The following is a 24,203-nucleotide window of genomic DNA, read 5'->3' as shown; positions in this document are numbered from 1 at the left end:
TTTGAACAGCAAAATACCAATCCTCAATAGTACATAGGGTCTGTTGTTCTTTGCTCTTCGAGTTTTGCTCTTTTTGAGCGGGCTTTGATCACGGCGCTCGGTTTGATGCTTAGTGGGCTAAGTACAATTCGAGCAACAATGAACAAAGTTCGCTCAGAAGAGCCCTTCGGGCAGCGCTTGATTGGTATTTCTACTACGTTATCGCCTGATTCACATGGAATAACCATGCTACACAGGCTCTGCCTTGTTTAAATACCAATCAAACTGCTGCAAAATTGAATTTGAAAGATCAACAGACCCTAATCATTTTCAGGGACTAAAGCTGTCGCTAACTGCGTTAAAAATCTCTTATTTAGAGTAACTAAATTACAAGATTTTTGCCTTCTTATCGACAAGCTTTCCTTGCCTTAAAATAGCTCACTTAATTAAGAGTATTGGTATAAAAAAGCCAACTTATTCAGTTGGCTTTAATTTATAAATAGCGTTTAGTTATATAAAGTTAAATATACTTAGCTAAGTACTTTTTAAAGATAGGGTCTGTTTTCGCCAATTGCTTTTGCTCGTCTAGAATTTCTTTAAGCATAGCTTCCGAGGTTAATGGGTTGGCTAAGACCACTCTGAAAACAACTGTAGGCTGCTTATCGTATTGAACAGGTGTAAGGCGTGTACGTGAGACGAATGAGCGCCCAGCTTCACGCTGACGCTTTTGCATGCTTGCCGTGAATCGGTTTAATGCAGCATAAATGTCGATTTTCTTGTCTTCATTCGCATTGGCGATTGCCTGCTTAATTGCCTTAGGTACATAACGGTAAGTTAATAAACATAGCTCAGGCTCTGATACCAGCTCAAAATCTTCATCTTGTTTGATAAGCTCGGCAAAGTGCTTTGCTTTCGCAATGCCCTTATCGATCAGCATTTCATAGCCTTTACGACCAATCACACGCAAACACGCATGCACCAGCATCGCCATGCCTGGACGGCTTCCCTCTAGCGTATGACTCCCTAAATCTTTAGAGCCCTTACGAAGAATATATTCAGCGTGATGTTCGATGGCATCTGTGGCATGCGGATCTTTAAACAGCACCATACCTGCGCCCATAGGCACATACATTTGTTTGTGTGCGTCAATGGTAATTGAATCCGCACGCTCAATGCCAGCTAATAATGGACGCGCATTGCTCGACAATAAGGTGGCGCCACCCCAAGCAGCATCAACATGGAAGTGACAGTTTAGTTCTTGAGCCAAATCTGCCATATCACTAAGAGGATCGATGTTACCTGTCTCCGTTGTGCCAGCAACCCCCACTAATGCCATCACCTTAATGCCTTGCGCTTCAAGCTCTAACGCTTTCTCACGCATGGCCTGAACATCAACCTTGTTATTATCACTGGTCTTAACGGCAATAAAATTGTCGCGGCCAATACCTAGAACATCAGCGGCTTTACCGAGTGAGTAGTGTCCTCGTTCAGACACTAAAACCGCCAAGCCTTTGTAGCCATAATGCATCATAGCTGCAACCAGACCTTGGCTATTAATGCCTTTAAAATCACCTTGTGGTTTTAATAAGCGATTTCGGGCGATCCAAAGTGCAGTAATATTGGCAACGGTTCCACCTGAACAAAACGCTCCTAACGACGTTTTTGCACTGTGCATCCATTTGCTATAGAAAGATTCATCGGCACCGTAAGCAAGGTGGTGCATCATACCCAACACTTGGCGTTCTAATGGTGTAAATGCTTTCGAGGTTTCGATTTTTACTAGGTTCTGATTTAACCCCACCATCAGTTTTGACAGAGGTAAAACAAAATGAGGAAGTGCTGATGTCATATGCCCAATAAAACTCGGGGAAGCCGTATGCACTGAATGCGCAACGAGCTGCTCCATTATGTCTTGAGCATAGTCAGATACAAACATAGGCTGTTCTGGAATAGCAGCCGACTGAAAATCTTTTTCCACTTCGTGCAAAGGTTTTTCAATTGCAGCAATATTCTCGTTTAAAAAGCCCACCAAATTATTGGAGATTTCCAGTTCAATCTTGCTTAAAGTTGAATCTGGCGCTTCCGGCACCGTAAATATACGCATTAAAGTTTCATCAGAAGCTACAGCACAACGCTTAGGACCCATGTTTCTACCTAGTTAAACAAGCCAACGATAGATGTAAATATCCTCACTGGCCTTATAATTCTTATATGACTAAACCGCTAACTGTACTTTAAGTTTTCATTAAAGTCTCGTTTTGCGCCATAAAACTTAAACGCGCTTTCTATACTAGTGTAAAAGACGCAATCTTGAAGTGGACTTAAGTCAGATATTTGCCTAATATTTGTGAAAAATGATGATCACTCTTAAAAGCTTTTTTGCTTTTTAGAATAAGGACTAACAATGATCAGAAGGACCTCGCCAGCAAATATTCTCTTTGCAGGCTTTTTTATATTTCTAACTTGTTTAGTAGGTTATGTTTATTACACCTACGAAACAACGCGCACAGCAATTATTAGCGATATTGATGAACGCTTGCTACATGCGGCTAAAAGTGCACAGCTTTTAATTGGTGAACAGTATCATGCTGATTTAGCAACAATTCAACCTGAACAATACCAACGTTTAAGCAAACAACTCTCGCTTTTGGCTGATACGCTCAATGTCGAGTACGTGTATAGCATGGTGTATGAAAAGCCTTTTGTGCTTTTTACAACATCAAGCTATACCAAAGAAGATGTACAAACGAACATGCTTACTCGCTTTTTGGACCCCTATCCAGAAGCGACAGTCATAAATAAAAGTGCTTTTCGCTCCACTGAGCCTGTATTTGAGATTTCAGAAGACCAGTGGGGGCGTTTTAAAACAATTCTTGTGCCCTATATGAGCAATACAGGTAAAACTTACCTCGTAGGTGCTGACATAACAATGGATTCTGTACAAGCGCAGCTCAATGCCAGCGTCACGCGTGCCATTCTCAGTGGCAGCTTTTTCTTTTTCATCGCTATTTTGGTGGCCAGCTTTTACTTTATCTTACATCGAAAGTCACTCACCACAGATCCTCGCACAGGTTTTGGTAATCGCATTGCTCTTGAGTACGATATCAAACAGCACAAAAGCCAGCACTTAAGCCTCGCTATCGTCGAGATACATGAGCTAGAGAATATTGTCAGCTTTTATGGTGCAAATGTGGGCGATCAGGTGATGAGTAAAGTGATGAGTTATTTTGCTGCACAATCCAGCTCAGTGTATGTTTATCGGCTCGCAACATCAAAGTTAGTGTTATTTTGTGACAGTGAGCGTGGCGAACACTTTTTAAGTAATTTGGTACAACAGTTTCCTGCCAGTTCTCCCGTGTTAAGTCGGCCTCACCTTTATGTTCAGCTTAATGCAGGCATAGCAGAAGGGAATAAATCTCTACTTTTAGAAAACGCCTATGTTGCTTGTCGACAAGCGGTTCAGCAAAAAGAGTTAGTGTGTATTTACAGTATTGATAAGCACGAGGCTAAACAGCTGCAACATGCTCGCCTAGCAATGGCTAAAACACTTAATGATGCCTTTTCTCAAAATCGTGTCGTTGTTTATTTTACCCCGCGCTGCGCGCCGAACCATGACAATATTTGCCAGTATTTATGTAATGCCCGTGTACTCGATGAGCAAGGCGGTATCATTACCGACAACGCTTTTTCTGAAGTGGTGAAACAATCCCGCATGGAAGGGCAACTCACACGACATATTTTTTCTCAATGTGTAACTCGCTTTAGAAAATCTCGTACAGCTTGGTCGATTGGATTAAGCTACCAAGACGCCTCTGATCCTCAATTAATTGACTTTATTACACAAGAGCTGCGCCGCTACCCGCAACCAAGCTTAATCACCTTCGAACTTGATGAACAAGATATTCTAGATAACTTTAATGCCATGGCGGTTGCCATCAATATATTAAAGAGTAAGGGCGTGAAAATTTTGGCGAACTCAGTGAGCAGTGGTTTGCTGACCGTAAGTAGAGTGATGAAACTCAGCATTGATGCTATCAAGCTCGATGATGGCATTTCTTCACACTTAGAAAGTGATGAACAGGTGCTATCTTTTATCGAGCATTTAGCACGTTTGTGTAAAGACAGAGAAATGCACTTGATCGTCGGTAATGTAGAGACCGAAGTACAGTACGAACTACTCAGTGCAGCTGGTGTTACTTACTTACAAGGGGGTTATATTGGCAAGGCCACGCCGCATATCAAATGCCCAGAAGAGCATGCGACATATCAGGCGAGTGCATAGACCTTTGAGTCTCAATGTAAAAAAGGGCTAGACAGCCCTTTTTTAATGAGTTTGAAAACAGCCTATACCAACCCGCTTAACTAAGAGGTCTATTTTGAGGCAAGAAAACTTGTTGCTAGCTAGGCAAATATTTCGTTATTTAGTTGTTCTAAATGAGGAATATTTAACGCGGCTTTCATCAGGTTTAAATCCCTCAAAATGATTAAGTGTTATTGCGAATTGGTATTACCTTAGCGAGATAAATCTAGTTTCAAACGCGTACTTGATTGCCCGCTTGCCCAGTATTTTCGCTCAAACGGCGTGATAGCTGTGTCACTCTCGTAAGCTTCAACCGCAACTGGGTGGCCTGATAGCTCAAGTGCTCGTGCAAACTCTTTAACGTAAATATCCCAATTAGAGCGTACTTCTAATATACCGCCTAATTTCACAATAAATGGGAAGACGGGTGCACCATGCCAACGCCTGCCAATGTGTTTGGCTTTTGGCCAAGGATTTGGATATAACAAGTAATGGTGCGTTGGCTGCCAACCAGCTTCTAGCGCAAGGCGCCAAAAGTCGTTTAGGTCAGCTTGCACTAAAATATAATGCCCTGATTCAGTTTGCTTATATTCCACATCATGTTTATCTAAGCGATGCGACGACTTATCGATACCAATCACCAAGGCATCTGGGTGCAGCTTAGCTAAGTTGGCGGTGCTTTCACCTACTCCGCAGCATGAGTCTAAAATCAAAGGCCCGTTAAAAGCCTGAACCTTTTCATTGACCTCATCAAACGCTTTTTGCGTATGTTCGGCAATGGGCTTTTTAAACTCTGCCGCTAGGTGTTTTTGTACTATTTCATCGAGCTTTTCATGTAGCCCAGGTTGGTTTGAAACAATGCTTCTCGAATTTGCTTCACTCATCAGTGACGTAATCCTATTCCACGGCGAATTAATGTCAGTGCCGTAATAAATAAACCAGTAATTAGCACTAATAATACCGCAAATGAGGTGTAAATACTGACATCTGACACACCTAAAAAGCCAAATCTAAATGCGTTCACCATATAAATGATCGGGTTTGCTTGCGACACACCTTGCCAAAACTCAGGCAACAGCGTGATAGAGTAAAATACCCCACCTAAGTATGTCAGTGGCGTCAGGACAAACGTTGGGATAATACTGATGTCATCAAAGCTATTTGCATAAACAGCGTTGATAAGGCCACCTAACGCAAAAACCGCCGATGTCAGTACCACAGTGGCAATGATCACAAACACATTATGAATTTGAATATCAACGAAAAACAAAGACACAATTGTGACGATTAAACCTACTAGCATGCCACGAGCCATACCGCCGCCCATGTAACCAAGCACAATAATGTAATTTGGCACAGGTGCAACTAACAGCTCTTCAATGCTCTTTTGGAATTTAGTCGAATAGAAGCTTGATGCCACATTTGAATAGGAGTTGGTGATCACCGACATCATGATCAAACCAGGAACAATAAACTCCATATAGCTAAAGCCGCCCATCTCGCCAATGCGCGAGCCGATTAAACTACCGAAGATCACAAAATACAGCGTCATGGTGATCGCAGGTGGCACTAAGGTTTGCACCCAAATACGTAAAAAGCGGATACATTCTTTTATCCAAATACTTTTTAACGCGACTGAATAACGACTTAAACTCATGCTTCACGCCCCTGCTCTAGTAAACTTACAAACAATTCTTCTAATCGGTTGGCTTTATTTCGCATACTCAGCACAGTATTACCTTGCGCTGATAACTGTGAAAACACCTCGTTTAACCCTTGAGATTTTGCCACTTCAACCTCTAATGTGTGGTCGTCAGTCATAACGAACTCATAACCCTCTAAGATAACGGGCTTCACAGGTGACTGTAAGTCGAGCACAAAGGTTTCTTTGTCTAACTTAGCAAGTAAAGCTTTGATTGTGGTGTTTTCAACAATCGTACCTTGGTCGATGATGGCGATGTTTTTACACAATAACTCCGCCTCTTCAAGGTAGTGAGTTGTCAGAATAATCGTTACCCCCTGCTCGTTGATTTCACGTAAGAAATCCCACATTGAGCGACGTAGTTCAATGTCTACACCCGCGGTTGGCTCATCTAAAATAAGCAACTTAGGTTCGTGCATTAATGCGCGCGCAATCATCAAGCGACGTTTCATACCACCCGAAAGCGTACGCGCTTGCTTGTCTTTCTTATCGAACAGGCCCAGCTTTTTTAAATATTTCTCGGCACGCTCATGGGCAAGTTTACGTGGCACACCATAGTAACCCGCTTGGTTCACTAAAATTTGGTTCAGAGTTTCGAACTGGGAAAAGTTAAACTCTTGCGGCACAAGACCTAGTTCTTGTTTCGCGTCTTCCAGTTTTGTATCAATTGAATGACCAAAAACTTCAACTGTGCCTGCGGTTTTATTTACCAATGATGAGATGACGCCAATGGTGGTTGATTTACCTGCACCATTAGGGCCAAGCAGCGCGAAAAAATCGCCCTGCTCTACTTGCAAGTCGATACCTTTTACCGCCTCGACGCCATTTTTATAGACTTTGCGTAAGCCTTGAATATTTAATGCGATGGTCATGTTATTTGTCGTCTCCATAACCCCAACGTTTAGTGAGTGTATGTTCGATATTAAGGTGGTCTAAAATTCGCGCCACCATAAAGTCGACAAGATCGTCGATTGATTCAGGCTTATGATAAAAACCCGGAGCCGCAGGCATGATGGTCACGCCCATCTGACTCAGTTTGTGCATGTTCTCTAAGTGAATTGAGCTAAATGGCGTTTCGCGAGGCACTAAAATCAGTTGTCCACGCTCTTTAATCACTACATCAGCCGCACGCTCTAATAGGTTATCCGATGCGCCCACCGCAATCGCCGATACAGAACCTGCGCTACACGGGCAAACCACCATTTTTTTCGGTGCCGCTGAACCAGAAGCCACCGGGCTAAACCAGTTATCTTTACCAAATACTTTTACTTGCTCAGGCCCTGCTTTTACCAGCTCACTTAACTGCTCAGTGCATTTTTGCTCATTGCCAGACAACTTTATATTTGATTCGGTATCAAGCACCACGCGCGCTGCGCTCGAAATAAGTACATAGACTTGGTAGTTCATTGCCACCAGCACTTCGAGTAGACGAAGACCATAAGGTGCGCCCGATGCGCCACTAAAAGCCAGTGTAATGGCCTCTTTATACTGTTTCATTTTTAAACCTTTAAGCTCGACGTTGGCAACCTAGCTAAATTTAGCCTGCAACGCTGCCAATAATTTTTGATGGATACCTGCAAAACCACCATTACTCATGATAAGAATATGCTGGCCTGCCTGTGCGTTTGCACACACCTTCTCAATAATAGACTCAATCGTGCTATCGCACTCTCGTCCTGCTTCTTGGGCTTGGGCCTTCAGCGACCAATCTAACCCTTCAGGTTCGAATAAATACGCTTTATCAGCTTGTTCAAGTGACGCCAACAAGGTTTGTTTGTGTACGCCCATTTTCATGGTGTTAGAACGAGGCTCTAAAATTGCAACGACCTCATCACTGCCTACTTTGGCTTTTAAGCCTGCCAAAGTGGTTTTAATTGCCGTTGGGTGATGTGCAAAGTCGTCGTAAATACGAATACCAGCTACTTCACCGATCAACTCCATACGGCGTTTTGGTGATATAAACTCAGCTAAGGCATCAATTGATACATCTACTGGAATGCCCACATGACGTGCTGCGGCTATGGTCATCATGGCATTTTTTACATTGTGCTCACCAATTGCATCCCACTTCACAACCCCTTGTACTTCACCATGTAAAAGCACTTCAAATAGCGAGCCGTCAGCTGAGAGTAAGTGATAATCCCAATCGCCTTTTAAAGTTTCTTGCTCACTCCAAAAGCCGCGCTCAACCACCTCTTGTAAAGGTGCATCATCCGCCGGATAAATGGCTTTGCCTTTACCCGGTAAAGTACGAATAAGATGATGGAACTGCGTTTGAATGGCGTTTAGATCCGCAAAGATATCAGCATGATCAAACTCTAGATTGTTCATGATCAGCGTACGTGGCAGGTAATGTACAAACTTACTGCGCTTATCAAAAAAGGCCGTGTCGTATTCGTCTGCTTCAATCACAAAAAACGGCGTATCACTCACGCGTGCCGACACCCCAAAGTTTTGCACTATGCCACCGATTAAAAAGCCAGGGCGCAAACCTGCGTATTCTAAAACCCAGGCCAACATACTCGCCGTTGTGGTTTTACCGTGTGTGCCCGCCACTGCCAACACCCAGCTGTCACGCAGTAAATGATTCTTTAGCCACTCAGGACCCGAGGTGTAATTTAAGCCTTTCTCTAACACATACTCAACGCATGCATTACCACGGCTCATGGCATTGCCAATCACCACCATATCAGGCGCTGGATTTAGCTGTTTAGGATCGTAACCTTGAGTGAGCTCAATACCTAATTCTTCAAGCTGAGTACTCATAGGTGGATAAACGTTTTGGTCTGAGCCTGTCACTTTATAACCTAAAGACTGAGCAATGGCCGCAATGCCGCCCATAAATGTGCCGCAAATACCTAAAATATGAATGTGTTTATTATTGTTGTTGCTCATAAACCAAGACCTTGGGTGAAGAATATATGGTTTGCCATATTACTTTATTTAAACTTAATGTGGGCAAAATGAATAAAAAAAATGCCAGTCTTAGACTGGCATCTTCTATCTTATATTTGTACCTATTCTCTCAAACAAACGCATTTATAACAGCACATAGAACAGGTTCAAACTCTAAGTATTTCGTATTGTACGTAGGCGGCAAACATATGAGACCCATGAGCATAGATTTCCTATGTGATTGGGCGATATATGTGAAGCCAACACCCGTACGATACGAAAGACGACGAGTATTAGGCTACGCCGTACTGGTCGCGGTACGCCTTAACTGCTTCTAAATGCTCGCCCATTGAGCCTTGCTCTTCTAGGTAAGTAATTAGGTCAGCAAGTTTCACGATTGATACCACTTGTGTACCAAAATCACGTTCAACTTCTTGAATTGCAGATAATTCAGCTTTACCTTTTTCCTGACGATCTAGGGCAATTAAAACACCTGAAAGATCAGCACCTGCTGCAGCAATGATTTCCATTGATTCACGAATTGCAGTACCTGCTGTGATCACGTCATCAACTAACATGATACGACCTTCAAGTGGAGAACCTACTAAGCTACCGCCTTCACCGTGGGTTTTTGCTTCTTTACGGTTGAAGCAATACGGTACATCTTTGTTGTAGTGATCAGCCAGTGCAACTGCAGTCGTTGTTGCAATTGGAATACCTTTGTACGCTGGGCCAAATAGTAAGTCATATTCAATGCCAGCATCTTCAAGTGCAGCTGCATAAAAACGACCTAAACGCGCCAGATCACGACCTGTATTGAACAGACCCGCGTTAAAGAAATAAGGGCTAGTACGGCCAGATTTTAAAGTGAACTCACCAAACTTTAATACCTGCTTCTCTAGAGCAAACTCAATAAACTCTTTTTGATATGCTTTCATGTCAACTTAACCCTACTTAAATTATGCCAATGCTTGTTTTTGAATATCGATGATTTCGCGAATTGAATGCTTCGCCAAACCTAGCAGCTCATCTAATTCTTCAAATGAGAACGGTTCGCCCTCAGCTGTACCTTGTACTTCAATCAGCTTGCCTGTTTCTGTCATGATCACATTCATGTCAGTTTCAGCTTCTGAATCTTCTAGGTATTCAAGATCAGAAATCGCTTGGCCTTTGTAAACACCCACAGAAATCGCCGCAATCATAAACTTCAGCGGGTTATTGTTGATCATGCCTTTCGCACGCATGTTAGTCAGCGCATCAACCAATGCCACACATGCACCGCTGATAGATGCCGTACGCGTACCACCGTCAGCCTGAAGCACATCGCAATCAATTGTAATGGTGTTTTCGCCAAGCGCTTTTAAATCAACCGCTGCACGAAGCGCGCGCGCGATTAAGCGTTGAATTTCCATTGTGCGGCCGCCTTGCTTGCCTTTCGCTGCTTCGCGGTTATTACGCGTATGAGTAGAACGTGGCAACATACCGTATTCAGCTGTGATCCAACCTTTACCTTGGCCTTTCATAAAGCGAGGTACACCGGCTTCAACCGTTGCTGTACAAAGTACTTTTGTGTTGCCGAACTCAACCAGCACAGAGCCTTCGGCGTGCATAGTATAGTTACGGGTAAAGGTCACAGGCCTAATTTGATTTGCTGTTCTTTCACTTGGACGCATCCACGTTCCCCTATATTCAAAATTTTCAATATTATAAAGGGTCATGCGTTATCTTGCCACGGACATTTGTGTTAATTCGAGCTATAACTTACTCTCAACAAAAATGATGATTTTGTGACTGGGCAGAAATTGCACTTCAAACTGACCAGCCCTGTGGCTATAATGCCATCGGTTTTAATTTTATGATTTTAGGAATCTTTACATGATCCACAGTATGACCGCCTACGCACGCCGAGAAGTTAAAGGTGAATGGGGCACAGGGGTTTGGGAAATCCGCTCAGTTAATCAGCGTTACCTAGAAACCTTTATCCGAGCACCTGAACAATTTCGCGGTATGGAGCCGGTAATACGCGAACGCCTTCGCAAGCACCTACAACGCGGCAAGGTTGAAGTATTCTTAAAGTTTGCAGCCAACCCAGCCCATGTTGGCGAATTGTCTATCAACGAGACTCTGGCACAACAGTTAATTAAAAGTGCCCAGTGGGTTCAGTCACAGAGCAATGGCGACCAAGCGGTAAGTACCATCAACCCAGTTGATATTTTACGTTGGCCGGGCGTGATGGAAGCCGAAGAAATCGATTTAGACGCAGTAAACAGCGAGCTACTTGCTGGTTTTGATTTACTGGTTGAAGATTTCAAAGCGGCGCGTGCAAGTGAGGGTGAAAACCTTGAAGCCATGATCACGACACGTCTCGATGCCATCATCGAGCAAGTAGCGATTGTTGAAGGTCATATGCCAGAAGTGGCTAAATGGCAGCGCGACAAGCTAACTAGCCGTTTAGATGAACTTAAAACAGACATCGACGAAGGCCGCCTTGAGCAAGAACTTATTTACCTTGCGCAAAAACAAGACGTCGCTGAAGAGCTAGACCGTTTAAAGTCTCACGTTAAAGAAACAAACAAGATCTTAAAGAAAGGTGGCGCATGTGGCCGTCGTTTAGACTTTATGATGCAAGAGTTTAACCGTGAATCAAACACCCTAGCGTCAAAGTCAATCAATACTGAGATCACCAATGCAGCGGTTGAACTTAAAGTGTTAATTGAGCAGATGCGCGAGCAGATCCAGAATATTGAATAACGCTGTAAGACTTTAGCATATTACATAAAAGCCCAGATTATCTGGGCTTTTTTAGTTTTCTTCAGTTATAAATTAGTACTAATCGAAGCAAACTCGTTTTAAATCCTAAAATCTGGATTCTAGAAATTAATTTACGATGTCAATTAAAGTACTAAAACCAGTGTCTAAATCGTGACACTTAGTTGACCTCAACTCACCATTATCGATTTTAAAACGCACCGTCTCTTTATTTGCCATTGCAATATATGCTCGGCCAAGTAACTCATAACGGCGAGAGTGGTTTGCCTTTAATTTTGCGGTATCTTCATATTCAAACCAAATCCACACATCATTGTTTGGTTGAACTGTAATTGAGTCAATTTTATCTTCGCAAGTGACTACTTTTGCTTGTACAGAAGTTATAGAAACCAAGCATAGCGCTAAAGTTAATGCTAGTTTTTTCATTGCTTTTATCCTTAAATTAAAAAAACATGCTGAAAATCAGCGCTGAATATACTCAAGAACTTTAGTGACAAAACAACTAAAAATTTATTAAACAATATTCGCAGTTTTACTTAAGCTGAGTGACAAATTTCATATTTTCTACAGATAAATGAAAGCGCTTTTTAGCCATACACACCTCTACCACCAGCATATTTAAAGCTAACCCAATCAAACGGTCGTAGTCGTGTAAAACACTAATTGCTTGCTCACCATCAGGCTCACATCATTGATAAACACACTTATAATCACCTCTAAAAGTAGTGGACTAATCACAGCTACAGCAATCGTGTGCGCCTATCCGAATAGAACGTAAAAAATCTCTGCTAGCTTCACTCTGTAAATCACTGGGCATAAATGTTACTGCCCCAAAGCGCAGTGAATTAAGGCTTTGTCCAAAAAGCGGGTATCAGCAAAGAATAAAGGGAACGATTAAGGGACTATTTTATATTCGACTAGAACGACACCACACTTTTATGCGCATAAAAATGTGAAGTTTCGCACTTTTATGCGCATAAAAGTGTAAGTCGAGTTATACTACAGGCAATTAACAGTCTTAATTGGCGGGAAATAACAATGCAGCGTAACTTACTTAACGACTTAATGGCATGGAAAAACCTATCTGTGCGCAAGCCATTATTAATTGATGGCGCAAGACAAACAGGTAAAACCTATCTGCTGCAAGAGTTGTTTGGTAACACCTTTGCCAACATCCTTCGTATCGACTTCCTTGAAAACCCTGCTTACAAAGAGGCGTTCGATGGCTCATTGTCACCTGACGAGCTACTAATGAATATTGAATTGTTAACCAACCAAGCATTCAACCCAGAAACAGACTTGTTGATATTAGATGAAATTGGCGAATGTGAACGAGCCGTTACTTCGCTGAAGTATTTTGCCGAGAAAGCACCGTCCTATTTTGTCGCAGCCAGCGGTTCGAACATTGGTTTGCTCAATACCTTCCCTGTAGGCAAGGTAGAGCAATATAATTTACGACCACTGACATTCCAAGAATTTATTTATGCATCCAACGAGCAAGCACTGATCAAAGCATTTGATAGTCAAGCAAGTACACCGGTGGTACACACTAAATTGATGGATAAACTAACCGACTATTTTTTTACCGGTGGTATGCCTGAAGCCGTTTCTGCTTGGTATCAGTATAAGGATTCAAGCATTTTAGAGCGCGTTGAAAAAGTCACAAAAATTCATGCCGATTTAGTTGAGGGTTATCGCCGCGATTTCGGTAAGTACGCGGGCAAGGTCGATGCCACACTGATTGAATCGGTATTTAATAGCATTCCAGCACAGCTATCACTTGTCAGCGATGAGTCGGTTAAACGCTTTAAATTTAAGCATGTGCATGAGCGTAAATCTCGTTATAGCGATTTTGAAACCGCGATCCATTGGCTCAACTGCTGCCGCTTAGCTTTGCCAAACTACCCCATTGAAGGATTACCGAAATCTCCGCTGGCGGCCTATAAAAAAGAAAATATGGTTAAACTGTTTCTGTTTGATGTGGGCCTGCTCAATCATATGCTGGGCAGTAGTTATAAAGAGATTAAGCAACAAAACTATGAATACAAAGGCTATGTGGCTGAAAACTTTGTGCAACAAGAGTTTACTGCTATTGGCGTTGACCCAAGCTATTCTTGGAATGACGCCCGCGCCGAAATCGAATTTATTTTGGCGACCGATGAAGGTGATATCGTCCCTGTTGAAGTTAAAAGTGGTAAACGTACAAGAGCAAAATCGTTGGCATCCTATATTGAAAAATGTGCTCCAAGTAAAACCTTTAAGTTAACGGGTACACAAGGCTCTTCAGTGTTAGAACAAACCAATATCGTGATGCCTTTGTATTTCACACAGTATTTACCAGAGAGATGGTAAAAGCGCGCTGCTTAACCACGAGGTCTACACAAAGCTTTTGCTTTGAAGCGTGCATTAACCTGCTTCTTGCTCATACACGCCTCTACCACCAGCACATTTAAAACCAACCCAATTAAACGGTCGTAGTCGTGTAAAACACTCATTGCTAGCTCTCCCATGGGGCTCGCAACATCGATAAACAAACTTAAAATTACTTCTAAAAATAGCGGTGTTACCACAGCTAAAGTCACTGCGACGGCACGTGTCATCCATACCTTGTGGGCGGCGATGTTTTTCTTCATTGCAAACACAATAGCTGTACTGAAGCTAATACAAATAGCGATGGCGACAAGCACCAGCAAGATAAATCGTGTACCTATGTCTGTTGGTGAAAATACTAGGTGCATCCACACACCAGACATTGCCATTAAGCACGCAGACACAACTGCCAAGCGCCCCATTACTCTGTGCATCTTAGGTTGAGTTATGCGTAATCGAGTTGAGAACTGAGTGGGTAATGAAAAGAAGAAAACAATACCGCTTACCCCATGCACCAAAATTGCAGCTGGGAGTTCAAAATAACGGGCATTAATCAAACTTGATGCATCAGCGATTGCATCTGGGCCGAGTAAGACCAGTGCGACAATAAAAATTGCAGGTATAGCGGGCAGGCCAATTAAGAAGAATAACAGGCTGACTACTTTCCAATTGCTTGGTATTTTATTGTACGTACTAGAGGTTGAATCAGCATGATTTTTTGAGTCTAAGAGTTGCAGATCTTGTTGCTTATTATTTGATGTGTGTGTGTTCATAACATTGCCTTGTTTCTCGCTGTGCTTGAGGCAATCTTGTAATATCAATGCTAATGTGTCGTTCTAGCCTATTGATTAAGACTTTGTCGCAGACCTTAATCTAAATAGGCATGAGAAATAGAACACCATGAAGAAAAAGCTAACCAACTGTAAAGTAAGGATAAAAAAGGATTACTTATATGCCAGCCGCTGATTTAAATTTACTGGCAATTAATATTGCGACTTTGAGTGTTTTATTCTTTAGCGCAAACTTACTGGTTGTTCGAGCCGACAAAAACCACACTTATTTTCCGCTCGCTTTAAGTTTTATTGGTATCGCGATTGTCATTTGTCAGCCAAGTTTAAAAGTACTCGCACCCGCTTTACAGCTTTCAACCTTAACGCTGGCATTACCCGCTTTATTAATTATCGCGCCCTGCTTTTGGCTATATGTAAAAGGCTTAACAGACAGTGCGCCTTGGCGATTTAAAAAAGCCGATGCGCGGCATTTGGCTCTACCAGGGCTTGGGTTATTGATTAGCTTTATCACCTTTTTGTTACCCGCAGATATTCATTACAACCTGCTTGGCAAAGGCGACACAGCGATACTCGAACAGACATCGGCACTGTTTAGAAACTTTATCTATGGATTACTAATTATTACTTTTGTGCTGGTGTTGGGCTGGATTGCACAATCAGCTTTCTACTTGATTAAAATCGTCAAGCGATTACAACGCTACAGAACTCAATTAAAGCAGGTATTTGCTTCAACTGAAGCCAAAGAGATCAGATGGTTAAGTGGTTTACTGCTGTTTGTAGGCGTTGCTTGGGCTATCGCTGCAATCAATTTATTACTCGATAATTTGTTTATCGCCAGTGAATATACACAAGATATTTTTCAGTTTGTTTTGCTCATTACAGTTTGCTTTGTCGCTACTTGGGGGTTAAGACAAAAACCAGGCTTTGAAGAGCTATTTTCTACCGAGTCGGTCGACGTTGAATATCAAGCGTCTTTAGCTATGGATAATGAAAACAGCCAAGTTAAAGAATCTGAAAATATTTCCTCCCAAAAATACAAACGCTCAGCTCTCACTGCGGAAATGGCAGAAAATATTGCGAAGAAAATTGAAGTGGCGATGACTTCAGAGAACCTTTATTTAGACGCAAACCTCTCTTTACCAAAACTTGCCAAGCACATTCACACGTCGCCTAACTATATCTCGCAAACGCTCAATGAAACCTTAGCGACTAACTTTTTTGATTATGTGAATCATAAACGCATTGTAGCTGCACAAAAGTTGCTATTAGAGTCAGAACTAACGGTTTTAGATATTGCTATGCAAGTGGGCTTTAACTCTAAGTCAGCGTTTTATAGTGCATTCAAAAAACATACTCAGTTAACGCCCAGCAGTTATAAAAAGCAAAATTTAAATCAATAGTAGAAGATTGTATTGCAATTAGAGCAAGCAAAGTTAAAGCCGACTAAGTGATAACCCATTCTAACCAATTATGTAGAGGCGTTTTTATTGTTTTAACATTGTCGCTGTCTTGTTGTTGTTGAGCGTCTCTTAATGCTTGGCTTAGCTCTAAGTACTCAGATTTAGCACTCAATAAACGTGCTTTTAGCACATTAACTTGGTCTGTCTCTTGAGTGCATCTGTTTTTCATTATCTCCATCAAAGATGCTTCATTAATCTCAGCCTTTGCCAACGCTCTTTTAATATAAGCTTGCCACTCATCTTTATAACTGCTCTCTAAGCGCTCTGGGAAAAGGTATAAGTCCATCATATCTTGATGAAGGTTTACGACATCACCTTTGTTATCAAATGCAATTCTAAGAAGTAGTAAGCTTTCAATTGAGAGCGTATTTAAGTAATTCATAACAGCACCTCTTTTTTAAACTCAATATAAATAGAGCTGGGTATTAGATCACTTCTAAAATTATTTACTCAGACTAATCTAACTAACATTGAGATGCGTAATAAAATATTTAAGCGATAAACCGATATGTTTTTAAAGAAAATAAAACAAGCTTTAAAGATAGATAAACCCAATGAAACAATACCTGAAAAGCCACAAACTATTTCTTTATGGGAAGACACAGGTAAAGTTTTTTACATAGAAAATACCCTCAAGCTGACATATGAATCTAATGGTGGTTCTATCACACTTGAAAAGTTATCAATGCAAGCACTGCCTGATCTAATAAATAACATTTCACTCTTGCCAGAAAACTCTCCTCTTGCCATCAAGAACACTGCGAATCAAAAATCAGCATTCAATATCAGCCTATGCGGGGTCACTTGGCAAAAAAATGCAAATGCGACCAGAATAAAGGCTATACCTGATGCTGCATTATTGAGAAGCCAAACAGCCTGCTTTTCAAAATCACAGGCAATCTTTCGCCATGCTACATTGCTAGAACATGATGACTTACTCACCTCCTCTTTGATACAACCGAAAGCTGGACAATTTATTTATAACAGAATCACGGTTGAGCAATTTACCCAACAGATAAAAATAGCCAACAAGCGCATTTCTGAAGACCTGAGAAAGAAAGTGCTTATCAACCAAGATAATTTCGATAGTCCTTTTACAGAGCATGAATCAGAAGAAATAGAACGTTTAATTGATATCAACTTACAAAAGAAGATAACTTAGTAAAAATGTTTAAGGTTTAAAAAGATAATTAATAGAATAATTAAAAAAATTATAAAAAAAACTATTTAACTCCCCTCAACAGTGCCCAATAAGAAAACTCTTTAATACTGCATATTTCAATAGTGGGAGAAAGATAAAGGTTAATTTGACAGATAAGAAATAATCATAACTGTGCACTTACTCTCGCAATATTTACATTATTGCAGGCCGTTTTGAGTAAAAATAAGACAGTCCATTTAACTACAAGAAACAATAATTATTTTTATTCGACAAAAGTATAATGCGCTCACCTCACGAACAAAGAGAATAGTTAAACTGCTGTTTAGCATAAAAATTCTCAACTCTTTCGGCAGACCTAAATCATTTTTGAATTTTTTCGATTAACGCATTTAAAAAGCAAAAGTCCCTATTTTTTATACTGTTATTTTTCGTATTTTTTATTGCTAAGATGCCCGCGTTTTTTACTTACAGAATTAGGAAGGACTTAGGATGAAGTTAAAAAATACCTTTATCGCTTTTTATGCCACAGCCAGTTTAGTGGCCTGTAATAGTATTTCGTCAAACTCAACACCGCTTTCTGCGGCTGCTCTAAGCGCTGAGCAAGCTACTGCCACTGTGGTATTTATTCATGGCGCGCATTTGCGAGGCTCTGCTTGGCAGCCTGTTGCAACTGAACTGGAAAGTGCACAAATTGCATCACATATTCTAGATTTACCCGGACGTGATCATACTGTTACGCCATCAAGCATTACTTTAAATCACGCGGCAAATGCACTGTGTGAGCGAACTAATGCACTACCCCAGCCTCAGGTTTGGGTTATGCACAGTCAAGGTGGCGCGGTTGCTCACGAAGCGCTCGCATCATGCAATAAAGCTGAGATCAGTAACTTAATCTATGTCAGTGCCGTTGCGCCTATCGAAGGCGCTAAACCTTTTGCACTGCTAAACAAAGACGATGAAGACAATTACTTCAAAGGAGTCACCTATAAAGATGGCTGGATGAAAATCACCAACCAAGCTGAATATGTTGCGTCTTTTACCAACACCCAATCTCACTCTCTTAAGGCAAAAGTTTGGTCACAATCTGTCGATGAACCTGCTGTCACGGGCGAAGGCAAAGTGTACTTAAACAAAACTAAGTTAGACGCAATTCCAAAAGCCTATGTGTTTGCAAAAGAAGATAAAATCATCTCATATGCGACACAGCAAAAGATTGCTCAATCTATAGGTGCGACAAAAACCTACAGTATTACGTCTGGTCATTTGCCTATGATCACACAACCTGTAGCTTTGGCAGATGCGATTAAATCAGCGTTAACACTTTAATTTTTAAATAAACTCAATCAATCGTTAAAAGGACTTTTTAATGATGAATAATACTCTTGCCCATAGTGGCAAGCCTATGGCGCTATTGAAAAGTGTCAGGGCACTTGCTGCCCAAAGTTTACCGAAAACGCCTTCTGTTACTATTGTTGGAGGTGGTATTGCGGGACTAACCAGCGCCTACGAGTTACTAAGACTCGGTGCAAAAGTGACCATCATTGAGGCTGATCCTGGCCATATCGGTGGTCGCGTTAGAACCTTACGAGAATCTGATACGCTTTATGCCGAATTAGGCGCAATGCGTATTCCAACACATCATCAGCTATCACGTCATTACATCGCTGAAATGGGCTTAAAGTTGAGACCATTTGTACAGGATAATGCCAGAGCTCACGCGATGATCCGTGGCCAAAAAGTCGCTCGGAGTGCTGAAGGTTTTGAACGCTTAAAACAGGCCTTCGATCTGACCCCTAAAGAGCGCAACATGAGCGTAGATGATATGTGGGATCTTGCAGTCACTGAAGTACTCAATTCTTTATCGGATAAAGAAAAGCAGTCCCTATATGACAAAGAGTTAAGTACTGACAGACTGAAAACACTTGATGCTATGTCGCTAAAAGATGCCTTTAAACAAGTGGGATTAAGCTCAGAAGCCCTTGAGTATGTCTCGTCAACTTATGGGGTTTCGACCTTACTACATACTGCTTTTTCAGAGCACTTGCGCGAGCAACTTGAGCGAGTTTGGTTTGAGGGCTTTGACGAAATCGTCGGCGGTACAGATTTACTCGCACAACGTCTTTATCAAAGTATTGCAGGTAAAGTTAATTTTCTGGCGGGTGCCAAAGTCGTCGATATTAACAATCAAGCCGATAAAGTATCTGTGTGTTACCAGTCAAGAGATAGAAACAAACACACCATAGAGTCTGATTATGCTATTTGTACGCTGCCTTTTGGCGTATTAGGCAAAATCGACTTTCATAACAGCATAAACCCAAAGAAAGCGCGTGCATTTGCACAAGTGCACTATGATTCAGCCACTAAAGTGTTGATCAGAACAAAAAATCGTTTTTGGGAGCTTAAAGAAGGGATCTATGGTGGTAGCACCATCTATGATGTCGGTCTAGGACACACTTGGTATCCAGCTGATAATGCCATTGCTAAAGATACTTCGGTATCAAACTCGGCAAGTTACCTACTCGCCTCTTATACTTGGGGTCAACACGCACGCCGTATTGATACGCTCAATAACTTCGAGCTAAAAGAGCTGATTTACACCGAGCTGAAAAAAGTACACCCCTATATCACTCGAGATGACATTTTAAGTGTCTTGCGATGGAGCTGGAGTAACCATACTCACTCAGCGGGTGCCTATGCTTTTTTCAACCCCAGAGATCATCAAGATTATTATGCACTCATGCGTGAACCTGAGCAGCGCTTATGCTTCGCGGGTGAGCATTGCTCTGTCTATCACTCTTGGATCCAAGGCGCGTTAGTCTCAGCGCTTGAGGCCGTGCAATACATTCACAAACACGCTTAAATTTTTTACCAATTAAAGTAGTAAGCCAAAGATAAGTTTTGGTAATAAGGAAATATCATGTCTTATACAGTCGCTGAGTTTATTACACTCAGACTTAAACAATTAGGGTGTCACCATGTTTTTGGTGTGCCGGGTACATCATGTTCAGATTTTATCGACAGCTTAGTTGCCGATCCTGACATGCACTTCATCAATACCGTTAATGAACTAGAAGCAGGTTATGCCGCAGACGGATATGGCCGACAAGGCGCCTTAGGTGCTGTTTCAGTTGCGTATGGGGTTGGTACGTTAAGTATGGCTAACGGCATTGCCAGTGCATTAACAGAGCGCGTGCCTCTGGCGGTGATCAACGGCGGTCCAACCGATAAAGACTTAAGCCTTGAGGCCAAATACGATGTGTTATTCTCGCACTCAACGGGGTTTGGTAAAACCGATTTACACGTGTTCAAAGAGCTGACGCTCGCCGCTGAAGAGATCCGTGAATTAGACGGTGCTGCAGATAGAATAGATGCTTTGCTGATCACTGCGTTAGAGCAATCTGGTCCTGTGTATATCGAGATCCCTCAAGATTTGTGGAAAAAGCCTATTGGTCACTTCTCTGCGAACTTAAGCTATTCAGCAAAACGCCACACTGCGGGTAAGCAACAGTTTGTCCGCGCCCTTGAAGACAGACTAGCGCATGCCCAAAAGCCTGTGGTGTTATTGGGTGCTGAACTAGTTAGATTTGGTCTAATTGATGAGGCAATGCAATTTGTTGAATCTCAGGGACTGCCTTTCTATACCACCTTGCTGTCTAAGTCTTTAGTAAGTGAATCACACCCTCTGTTTTGCGGTGTGTATGACAGTGATTTAGCGCCTTCAACCATAACACAAGGTGTTGAATCATCTGACTGTGTGATTGCACTTGGCTGCTTGTTTGGCATTGATCACCGTTATATGGTTATCTCACTGAAAGAAAAGCTGATCCGTGTGGCATTTAATAAAGCCATGGTAGGCAGTCATGTATTGCCAAAACTCTCTTTGGGCGCAGCAATAGAAGCCATCAATACGTTGCCATCCCTTAACTCACAGGGTAACACCGTACCCAGTGTCGCCGGATTAAGTTATCAGCAACGCCGAGAGCAATGGCAAAGCAAATTTGCCAACGATCCATATTCAGGCATTTTGGGGCATGATGGAATTTTTGCTGCCATCGGGGATTTCTTAAATACCACCCATGCGCCTTATTACATTAGTTTAGATACCTGTTTGGCAAGCTTTCCGGGTGCGGATATACCTGTGACCGATACACAGTGCTTCTTAGCGAACCCGATTTGGCTTTCAATTGGTCAGGGCACTCCCGCCGCCATTGGTAGTTATTTTGCAACGGGTAAACGACCACTTATTGTAACTGGTGACGGTGGATTCCAAATGGTGTCACAGGCATTCTCATCCTTTGTACAGAACAATATCCCAGCCATTATTGTCATTGTTGATAATGGCTCATATGCGATAGAGCAGTTCTTAATTGACGGTTCGTTCTTTACTGAGCCTGGTAAAGCACCGTTAGATTACGTGATGCTCAATGGTTGGAAGTACGAAAATATGCCGCATGTATACAACGGCGGCATTGGCCTTCGAGTCAATACCTATGAAGATCTACTCGGTGCACTGCAACATGCACATGCCCGCGATGATCAACCTTGTGTGATTGCAGCACAGATCCCAATGAAAGATCTCCCAGCTGAAAACCGTGCCTTTTTAGGTATTTAATCAAAACCGGCCGGTAAAACATCATACCGGCCACGTTAACACAAGGGTAAAAGGATGACATTGTCGCGACGCGCTTTTTTAAAAAGCGGTTTTGCTGCTGCCGGATTAACCAGTCTTGATGCGTTTGCTTCGCCTTGGATAAGGGCCTTGCTTAATGAATCAAATAGCTACCATGCATTGTATTTAAATAAGTATTTATTTAATGATTTTACTGCATTATTAGCAAAGCAACTGCACTTATATCAAGATGCTGAAATACACACTCAAGCATTAAAGTGTGCGGCAAACATGCAAGATGAAGCGCTGATATACCAGCGTTTGTCGGCTATTCTAGCCAGCAGTAACCTCAATATACAGTTGCTTAATATGCATCGTTTGCAAGATCAGCAAGTGCGCTTCAGCCAATATTTGGCAGAGTTAATTCAGCATCAACGGTTCTCTGGGTATATCAGCTTTGGTCTACCCAATAGTGAGTTTGATCCAATCAATCACTTGCCATTTTTTAATGGTGCAACTTATACCATGACGCACACCTTAAGCGAGCAATATACACCATTGCCACGAGCGGATTTCACTGGAGTAATTCATCCAACAGAGCTATTCACTCAAGCAAGTCATATAAATGCGCCTAAGGCTGAGTTAGCCGCTATTTATAATGGCCCTCACAGCTATTCAAGCAATGAGTTTACTCACATGATGCTCAATATGAAGCAGCACATGCCCTCTGGTGGCAAGTTAATCATGCCGATATTCGACGTGCAACACACCGCACAGAAACATCTGGTCTCGGTATTTAATGATTGGCAAAACTTACTACATGGTCGCTCGTGGCAGAGCGCGCAAACGCATAGAAACAGACTGCAATCTTTAGATGCATGGCATAGAGAAATGGCGATCTATGGCTACAAAGTGCAAAAGGTTATTCCGCTCGAAGAAAGCACTATGCTGCCGGAATATCTCAGTATTTACGAAAAGGTTTAAATATTATGGAACCATCAAATAACAAAGGACTATCAAGACGTGCTTTCTTAAAAGGCACCGGTGCAGGAATGGGATTGTTAGCCAGCAGCATGCCTAGCTTTGCACTCGACAACGTGTTTAACAATCACAATGGCGCGGTTGCCACCGCACAATTAAAAAATGCAGGGCTATTGGAGCAAGCACAAACCAATATGCTCTTCAACCAACTAACGGATGCGCTTAATTTCAGACAATCTGAAACAGATAAAGTACTCATTATCTTAGGGCAAGTGAGTGAAAAAGCATTCCCTTATAGTGTTGATCATAAATTAGTAAGCGCTTGTTTGACACGCTTACAATCAAAAGGCATCAACAGAAAACACATTACTATTGCCTATCATGCGCCAGAGGGGCTTGCGAGTAATTCGCCATTGCTTAAAGCGATTGCAGATCCTCAAACAGATAAGCAGTTTCATAAAGCGCAACTTGTGAATGTTGCTAATAATAGTAACTGGTCGACTCTGACTATGCCCAAAGCGCTACCAGATGTGAAAGTACAGGTGCAGGCAAGGCAAGCAGATCATATTCTGTTCTTAGATCAACTGACAGATAAAGAAGGAGTGATACATTCCCCGCAAAATGGATTAGCTAACGTTTTATTTGAACCACAGTCTTTGGAGAAATATCGTAATCGGCTTGATGACCTATTTGCGATGCGCGACATACAAGAAACTATCTCAAATAAGGTACGTTTACTCGCTTACAATGCCTCTCGATTTATTGCGCATTCTCCTGAGTCAGGTGTACACATGCATCATGTTCATCCGGGTATGCTGGCTATCTCAAATGATATTACAAGCCATCAATTATTCGCTGAAAACTACTTGTATAGTGTATTGAATAACACGCCTAAACTCAGACATAACGCGCAAACGCTTAATTGGTTTCAATCTGGCGTGAGTCGTGACCCTATGACCATTGAGCAAATAGAAAAGACCATGCAAAAATCTGGAGTGATGCTGAATAAAGTGCAGTTAGTCTAGGTCGTCATTTATGGCGACAAGGGTTTTGCTCTGAACTGATTTTGTCGGGCTAAAGCCACGACCTACAGATCAAATTAATATGTACCATGTAGGTCGTCATTTATGGCGACAGAATTTTTTGCTCTGAGCTGCTTTTGTCGGGCTAAAGCCCCGACCTACA

General features: G+C 41.9%; 22 protein-coding genes. 10 read left to right on the top strand and 12 right to left on the bottom strand.

Going from position 1 to position 24,203, the window contains the following annotated elements:
- Positions 1-23 precede the first annotated feature (23 nt).
- Entirely contained in the window at positions 24-227 is a 204-nt protein-coding gene (locus ABMY35_RS05875) for a hypothetical protein (protein WP_349285418.1), read from the bottom strand.
- A 272-nt stretch (positions 228-499) separates the two neighbouring features.
- Positions 500-2,125: a pyridoxal-dependent aspartate 1-decarboxylase PanP gene (gene panP / locus ABMY35_RS05870; RefSeq protein WP_349285417.1), complete on the bottom strand. Its 1,626-nt coding sequence runs from the start codon at positions 2,123-2,125 to the stop codon at positions 500-502.
- Positions 2,126-2,383: 258 nt separating this feature from the next.
- Here panP and ABMY35_RS05865 point away from each other — a divergent pair, with 258 nt between their 5' ends.
- Positions 2,384-4,261: a GGDEF domain-containing protein gene (locus ABMY35_RS05865; RefSeq protein ID WP_349285416.1), complete on the top strand. Its 1,878-nt coding sequence runs from the start codon at positions 2,384-2,386 to the stop codon at positions 4,259-4,261.
- A gap of 230 nt (positions 4,262-4,491) precedes the next feature.
- On the opposite strand, the gene ABMY35_RS05860 is transcribed toward ABMY35_RS05865, so the two are convergent.
- The 7 genes from ABMY35_RS05860 to rph form a co-directional block, all read right to left on the bottom strand.
- Positions 4,492-5,163 carry an SAM-dependent methyltransferase gene (locus tag ABMY35_RS05860; protein ID WP_349285415.1) on the bottom strand — a complete coding sequence of 224 codons (672 nt, stop codon included), beginning with the start codon at positions 5,161-5,163 and terminating at the stop codon, positions 4,492-4,494.
- Complete coding sequence (locus tag ABMY35_RS05855) at positions 5,163-5,936, bottom strand: ABC transporter permease (RefSeq protein WP_138477977.1); 774 nt, start codon at positions 5,934-5,936, stop codon at positions 5,163-5,165. Before ABMY35_RS05855 ends, ABMY35_RS05860 begins: the two co-directional genes overlap by 1 nt.
- The gene (locus ABMY35_RS05850; protein ID WP_349285414.1) at positions 5,933-6,853 is read right to left on the bottom strand and encodes an ABC transporter ATP-binding protein; all 921 of its coding nucleotides are present in this window, start codon (positions 6,851-6,853) and stop codon (positions 5,933-5,935) included. Before ABMY35_RS05850 ends, ABMY35_RS05855 begins: the two co-directional genes overlap by 4 nt.
- A gap of 1 nt (position 6,854) precedes the next feature.
- Positions 6,855-7,478: a flavin prenyltransferase UbiX gene (locus ABMY35_RS05845; protein WP_349285413.1), complete on the bottom strand. Its 624-nt coding sequence runs from the start codon at positions 7,476-7,478 to the stop codon at positions 6,855-6,857.
- A gap of 30 nt (positions 7,479-7,508) precedes the next feature.
- Positions 7,509-8,876, bottom strand: coding sequence for a UDP-N-acetylmuramate:L-alanyl-gamma-D-glutamyl-meso-diaminopimelate ligase (gene mpl / locus ABMY35_RS05840; protein ID WP_349285412.1), 1,368 nt, complete (start codon positions 8,874-8,876; stop codon positions 7,509-7,511).
- Between the two features lie 293 nt (positions 8,877-9,169).
- Positions 9,170-9,814 carry an orotate phosphoribosyltransferase gene (gene pyrE / locus ABMY35_RS05835; RefSeq protein WP_058031001.1) on the bottom strand — a complete coding sequence of 215 codons (645 nt, stop codon included), beginning with the start codon at positions 9,812-9,814 and terminating at the stop codon, positions 9,170-9,172.
- Positions 9,815-9,835: 21 nt separating this feature from the next.
- Complete coding sequence (rph, locus tag ABMY35_RS05830; protein WP_058031002.1) at positions 9,836-10,549, bottom strand: ribonuclease PH; 714 nt, start codon at positions 10,547-10,549, stop codon at positions 9,836-9,838.
- A gap of 202 nt (positions 10,550-10,751) precedes the next feature.
- On the opposite strand from rph, the gene ABMY35_RS05825 reads away from it, so the two are divergent.
- Entirely contained in the window at positions 10,752-11,627 is an 876-nt protein-coding gene (locus ABMY35_RS05825) for a YicC/YloC family endoribonuclease (protein WP_138630017.1), read from the top strand.
- Between the two features lie 126 nt (positions 11,628-11,753).
- Here ABMY35_RS05825 and ABMY35_RS05820 read toward each other — a convergent pair whose 3' ends face one another.
- The gene (locus ABMY35_RS05820) at positions 11,754-12,071 is read right to left on the bottom strand and encodes a hypothetical protein (protein WP_058031004.1); all 318 of its coding nucleotides are present in this window, start codon (positions 12,069-12,071) and stop codon (positions 11,754-11,756) included.
- 612 nt (positions 12,072-12,683) lie between these two features.
- Here ABMY35_RS05820 and ABMY35_RS05815 point away from each other — a divergent pair.
- A complete protein-coding gene (locus tag ABMY35_RS05815) occupies positions 12,684-13,997 on the top strand; it encodes an AAA family ATPase (RefSeq protein WP_349285411.1) in 1,314 nt (437 codons plus the stop codon).
- An 11-nt stretch (positions 13,998-14,008) separates the two neighbouring features.
- On the opposite strand, the gene ABMY35_RS05810 is transcribed toward ABMY35_RS05815, so the two are convergent.
- Positions 14,009-14,788 (bottom strand): DUF2306 domain-containing protein, encoded by a 780-nt coding sequence (locus tag ABMY35_RS05810; protein WP_349285410.1) that lies wholly within the window; start codon positions 14,786-14,788, stop codon positions 14,009-14,011.
- A gap of 179 nt (positions 14,789-14,967) precedes the next feature.
- On the opposite strand from ABMY35_RS05810, the gene ABMY35_RS05805 reads away from it, so the two are divergent.
- Positions 14,968-16,206, top strand: a complete 1,239-nt coding sequence (locus ABMY35_RS05805; RefSeq protein WP_349285409.1) for a helix-turn-helix transcriptional regulator — start codon at positions 14,968-14,970, stop codon at positions 16,204-16,206.
- 43 nt (positions 16,207-16,249) lie between these two features.
- Here ABMY35_RS05805 and ABMY35_RS05800 read toward each other — a convergent pair whose 3' ends face one another.
- Positions 16,250-16,648: a hypothetical protein gene (locus tag ABMY35_RS05800; RefSeq protein WP_349285408.1), complete on the bottom strand. Its 399-nt coding sequence runs from the start codon at positions 16,646-16,648 to the stop codon at positions 16,250-16,252.
- 126 nt (positions 16,649-16,774) lie between these two features.
- On the opposite strand from ABMY35_RS05800, the gene ABMY35_RS05795 reads away from it, so the two are divergent.
- The 6 genes from ABMY35_RS05795 to ABMY35_RS05770 all read left to right on the top strand — a co-directional run bounded on the left by ABMY35_RS05795 (position 16,775) and on the right by ABMY35_RS05770 (position 24,043).
- Positions 16,775-17,428 carry a hypothetical protein gene (locus ABMY35_RS05795; protein ID WP_349285407.1) on the top strand — a complete coding sequence of 218 codons (654 nt, stop codon included), beginning with the start codon at positions 16,775-16,777 and terminating at the stop codon, positions 17,426-17,428.
- A 489-nt stretch (positions 17,429-17,917) separates the two neighbouring features.
- Positions 17,918-18,754 (top strand): alpha/beta hydrolase, encoded by an 837-nt coding sequence (locus tag ABMY35_RS05790; RefSeq protein WP_349285406.1) that lies wholly within the window; start codon positions 17,918-17,920, stop codon positions 18,752-18,754.
- Between the two features lie 40 nt (positions 18,755-18,794).
- Positions 18,795-20,288, top strand: coding sequence for an FAD-dependent oxidoreductase (locus ABMY35_RS05785; protein ID WP_349285405.1), 1,494 nt, complete (start codon positions 18,795-18,797; stop codon positions 20,286-20,288).
- A gap of 57 nt (positions 20,289-20,345) precedes the next feature.
- Complete coding sequence (locus ABMY35_RS05780) at positions 20,346-22,040, top strand: thiamine pyrophosphate-binding protein (protein ID WP_349285404.1); 1,695 nt, start codon at positions 20,346-20,348, stop codon at positions 22,038-22,040.
- Positions 22,041-22,094: 54 nt separating this feature from the next.
- A complete protein-coding gene (locus tag ABMY35_RS05775; protein WP_349285403.1) occupies positions 22,095-23,021 on the top strand; it encodes a hypothetical protein in 927 nt (308 codons plus the stop codon).
- A 5-nt stretch (positions 23,022-23,026) separates the two neighbouring features.
- The gene (locus tag ABMY35_RS05770; protein ID WP_349285402.1) at positions 23,027-24,043 is read left to right on the top strand and encodes a hypothetical protein; all 1,017 of its coding nucleotides are present in this window, start codon (positions 23,027-23,029) and stop codon (positions 24,041-24,043) included.
- The last annotated feature ends 160 nt before the right edge of the window (positions 24,044-24,203 follow it).

The organism is Pseudoalteromonas sp. BZB3, assembly GCF_040104455.1.
Lineage (GTDB): Bacteria > Pseudomonadota > Gammaproteobacteria > Enterobacterales > Alteromonadaceae > Pseudoalteromonas.
Note: the sequence above shows the minus strand (reverse complement) of the source record. Positions and strands in the feature narration are given on the sequence as shown.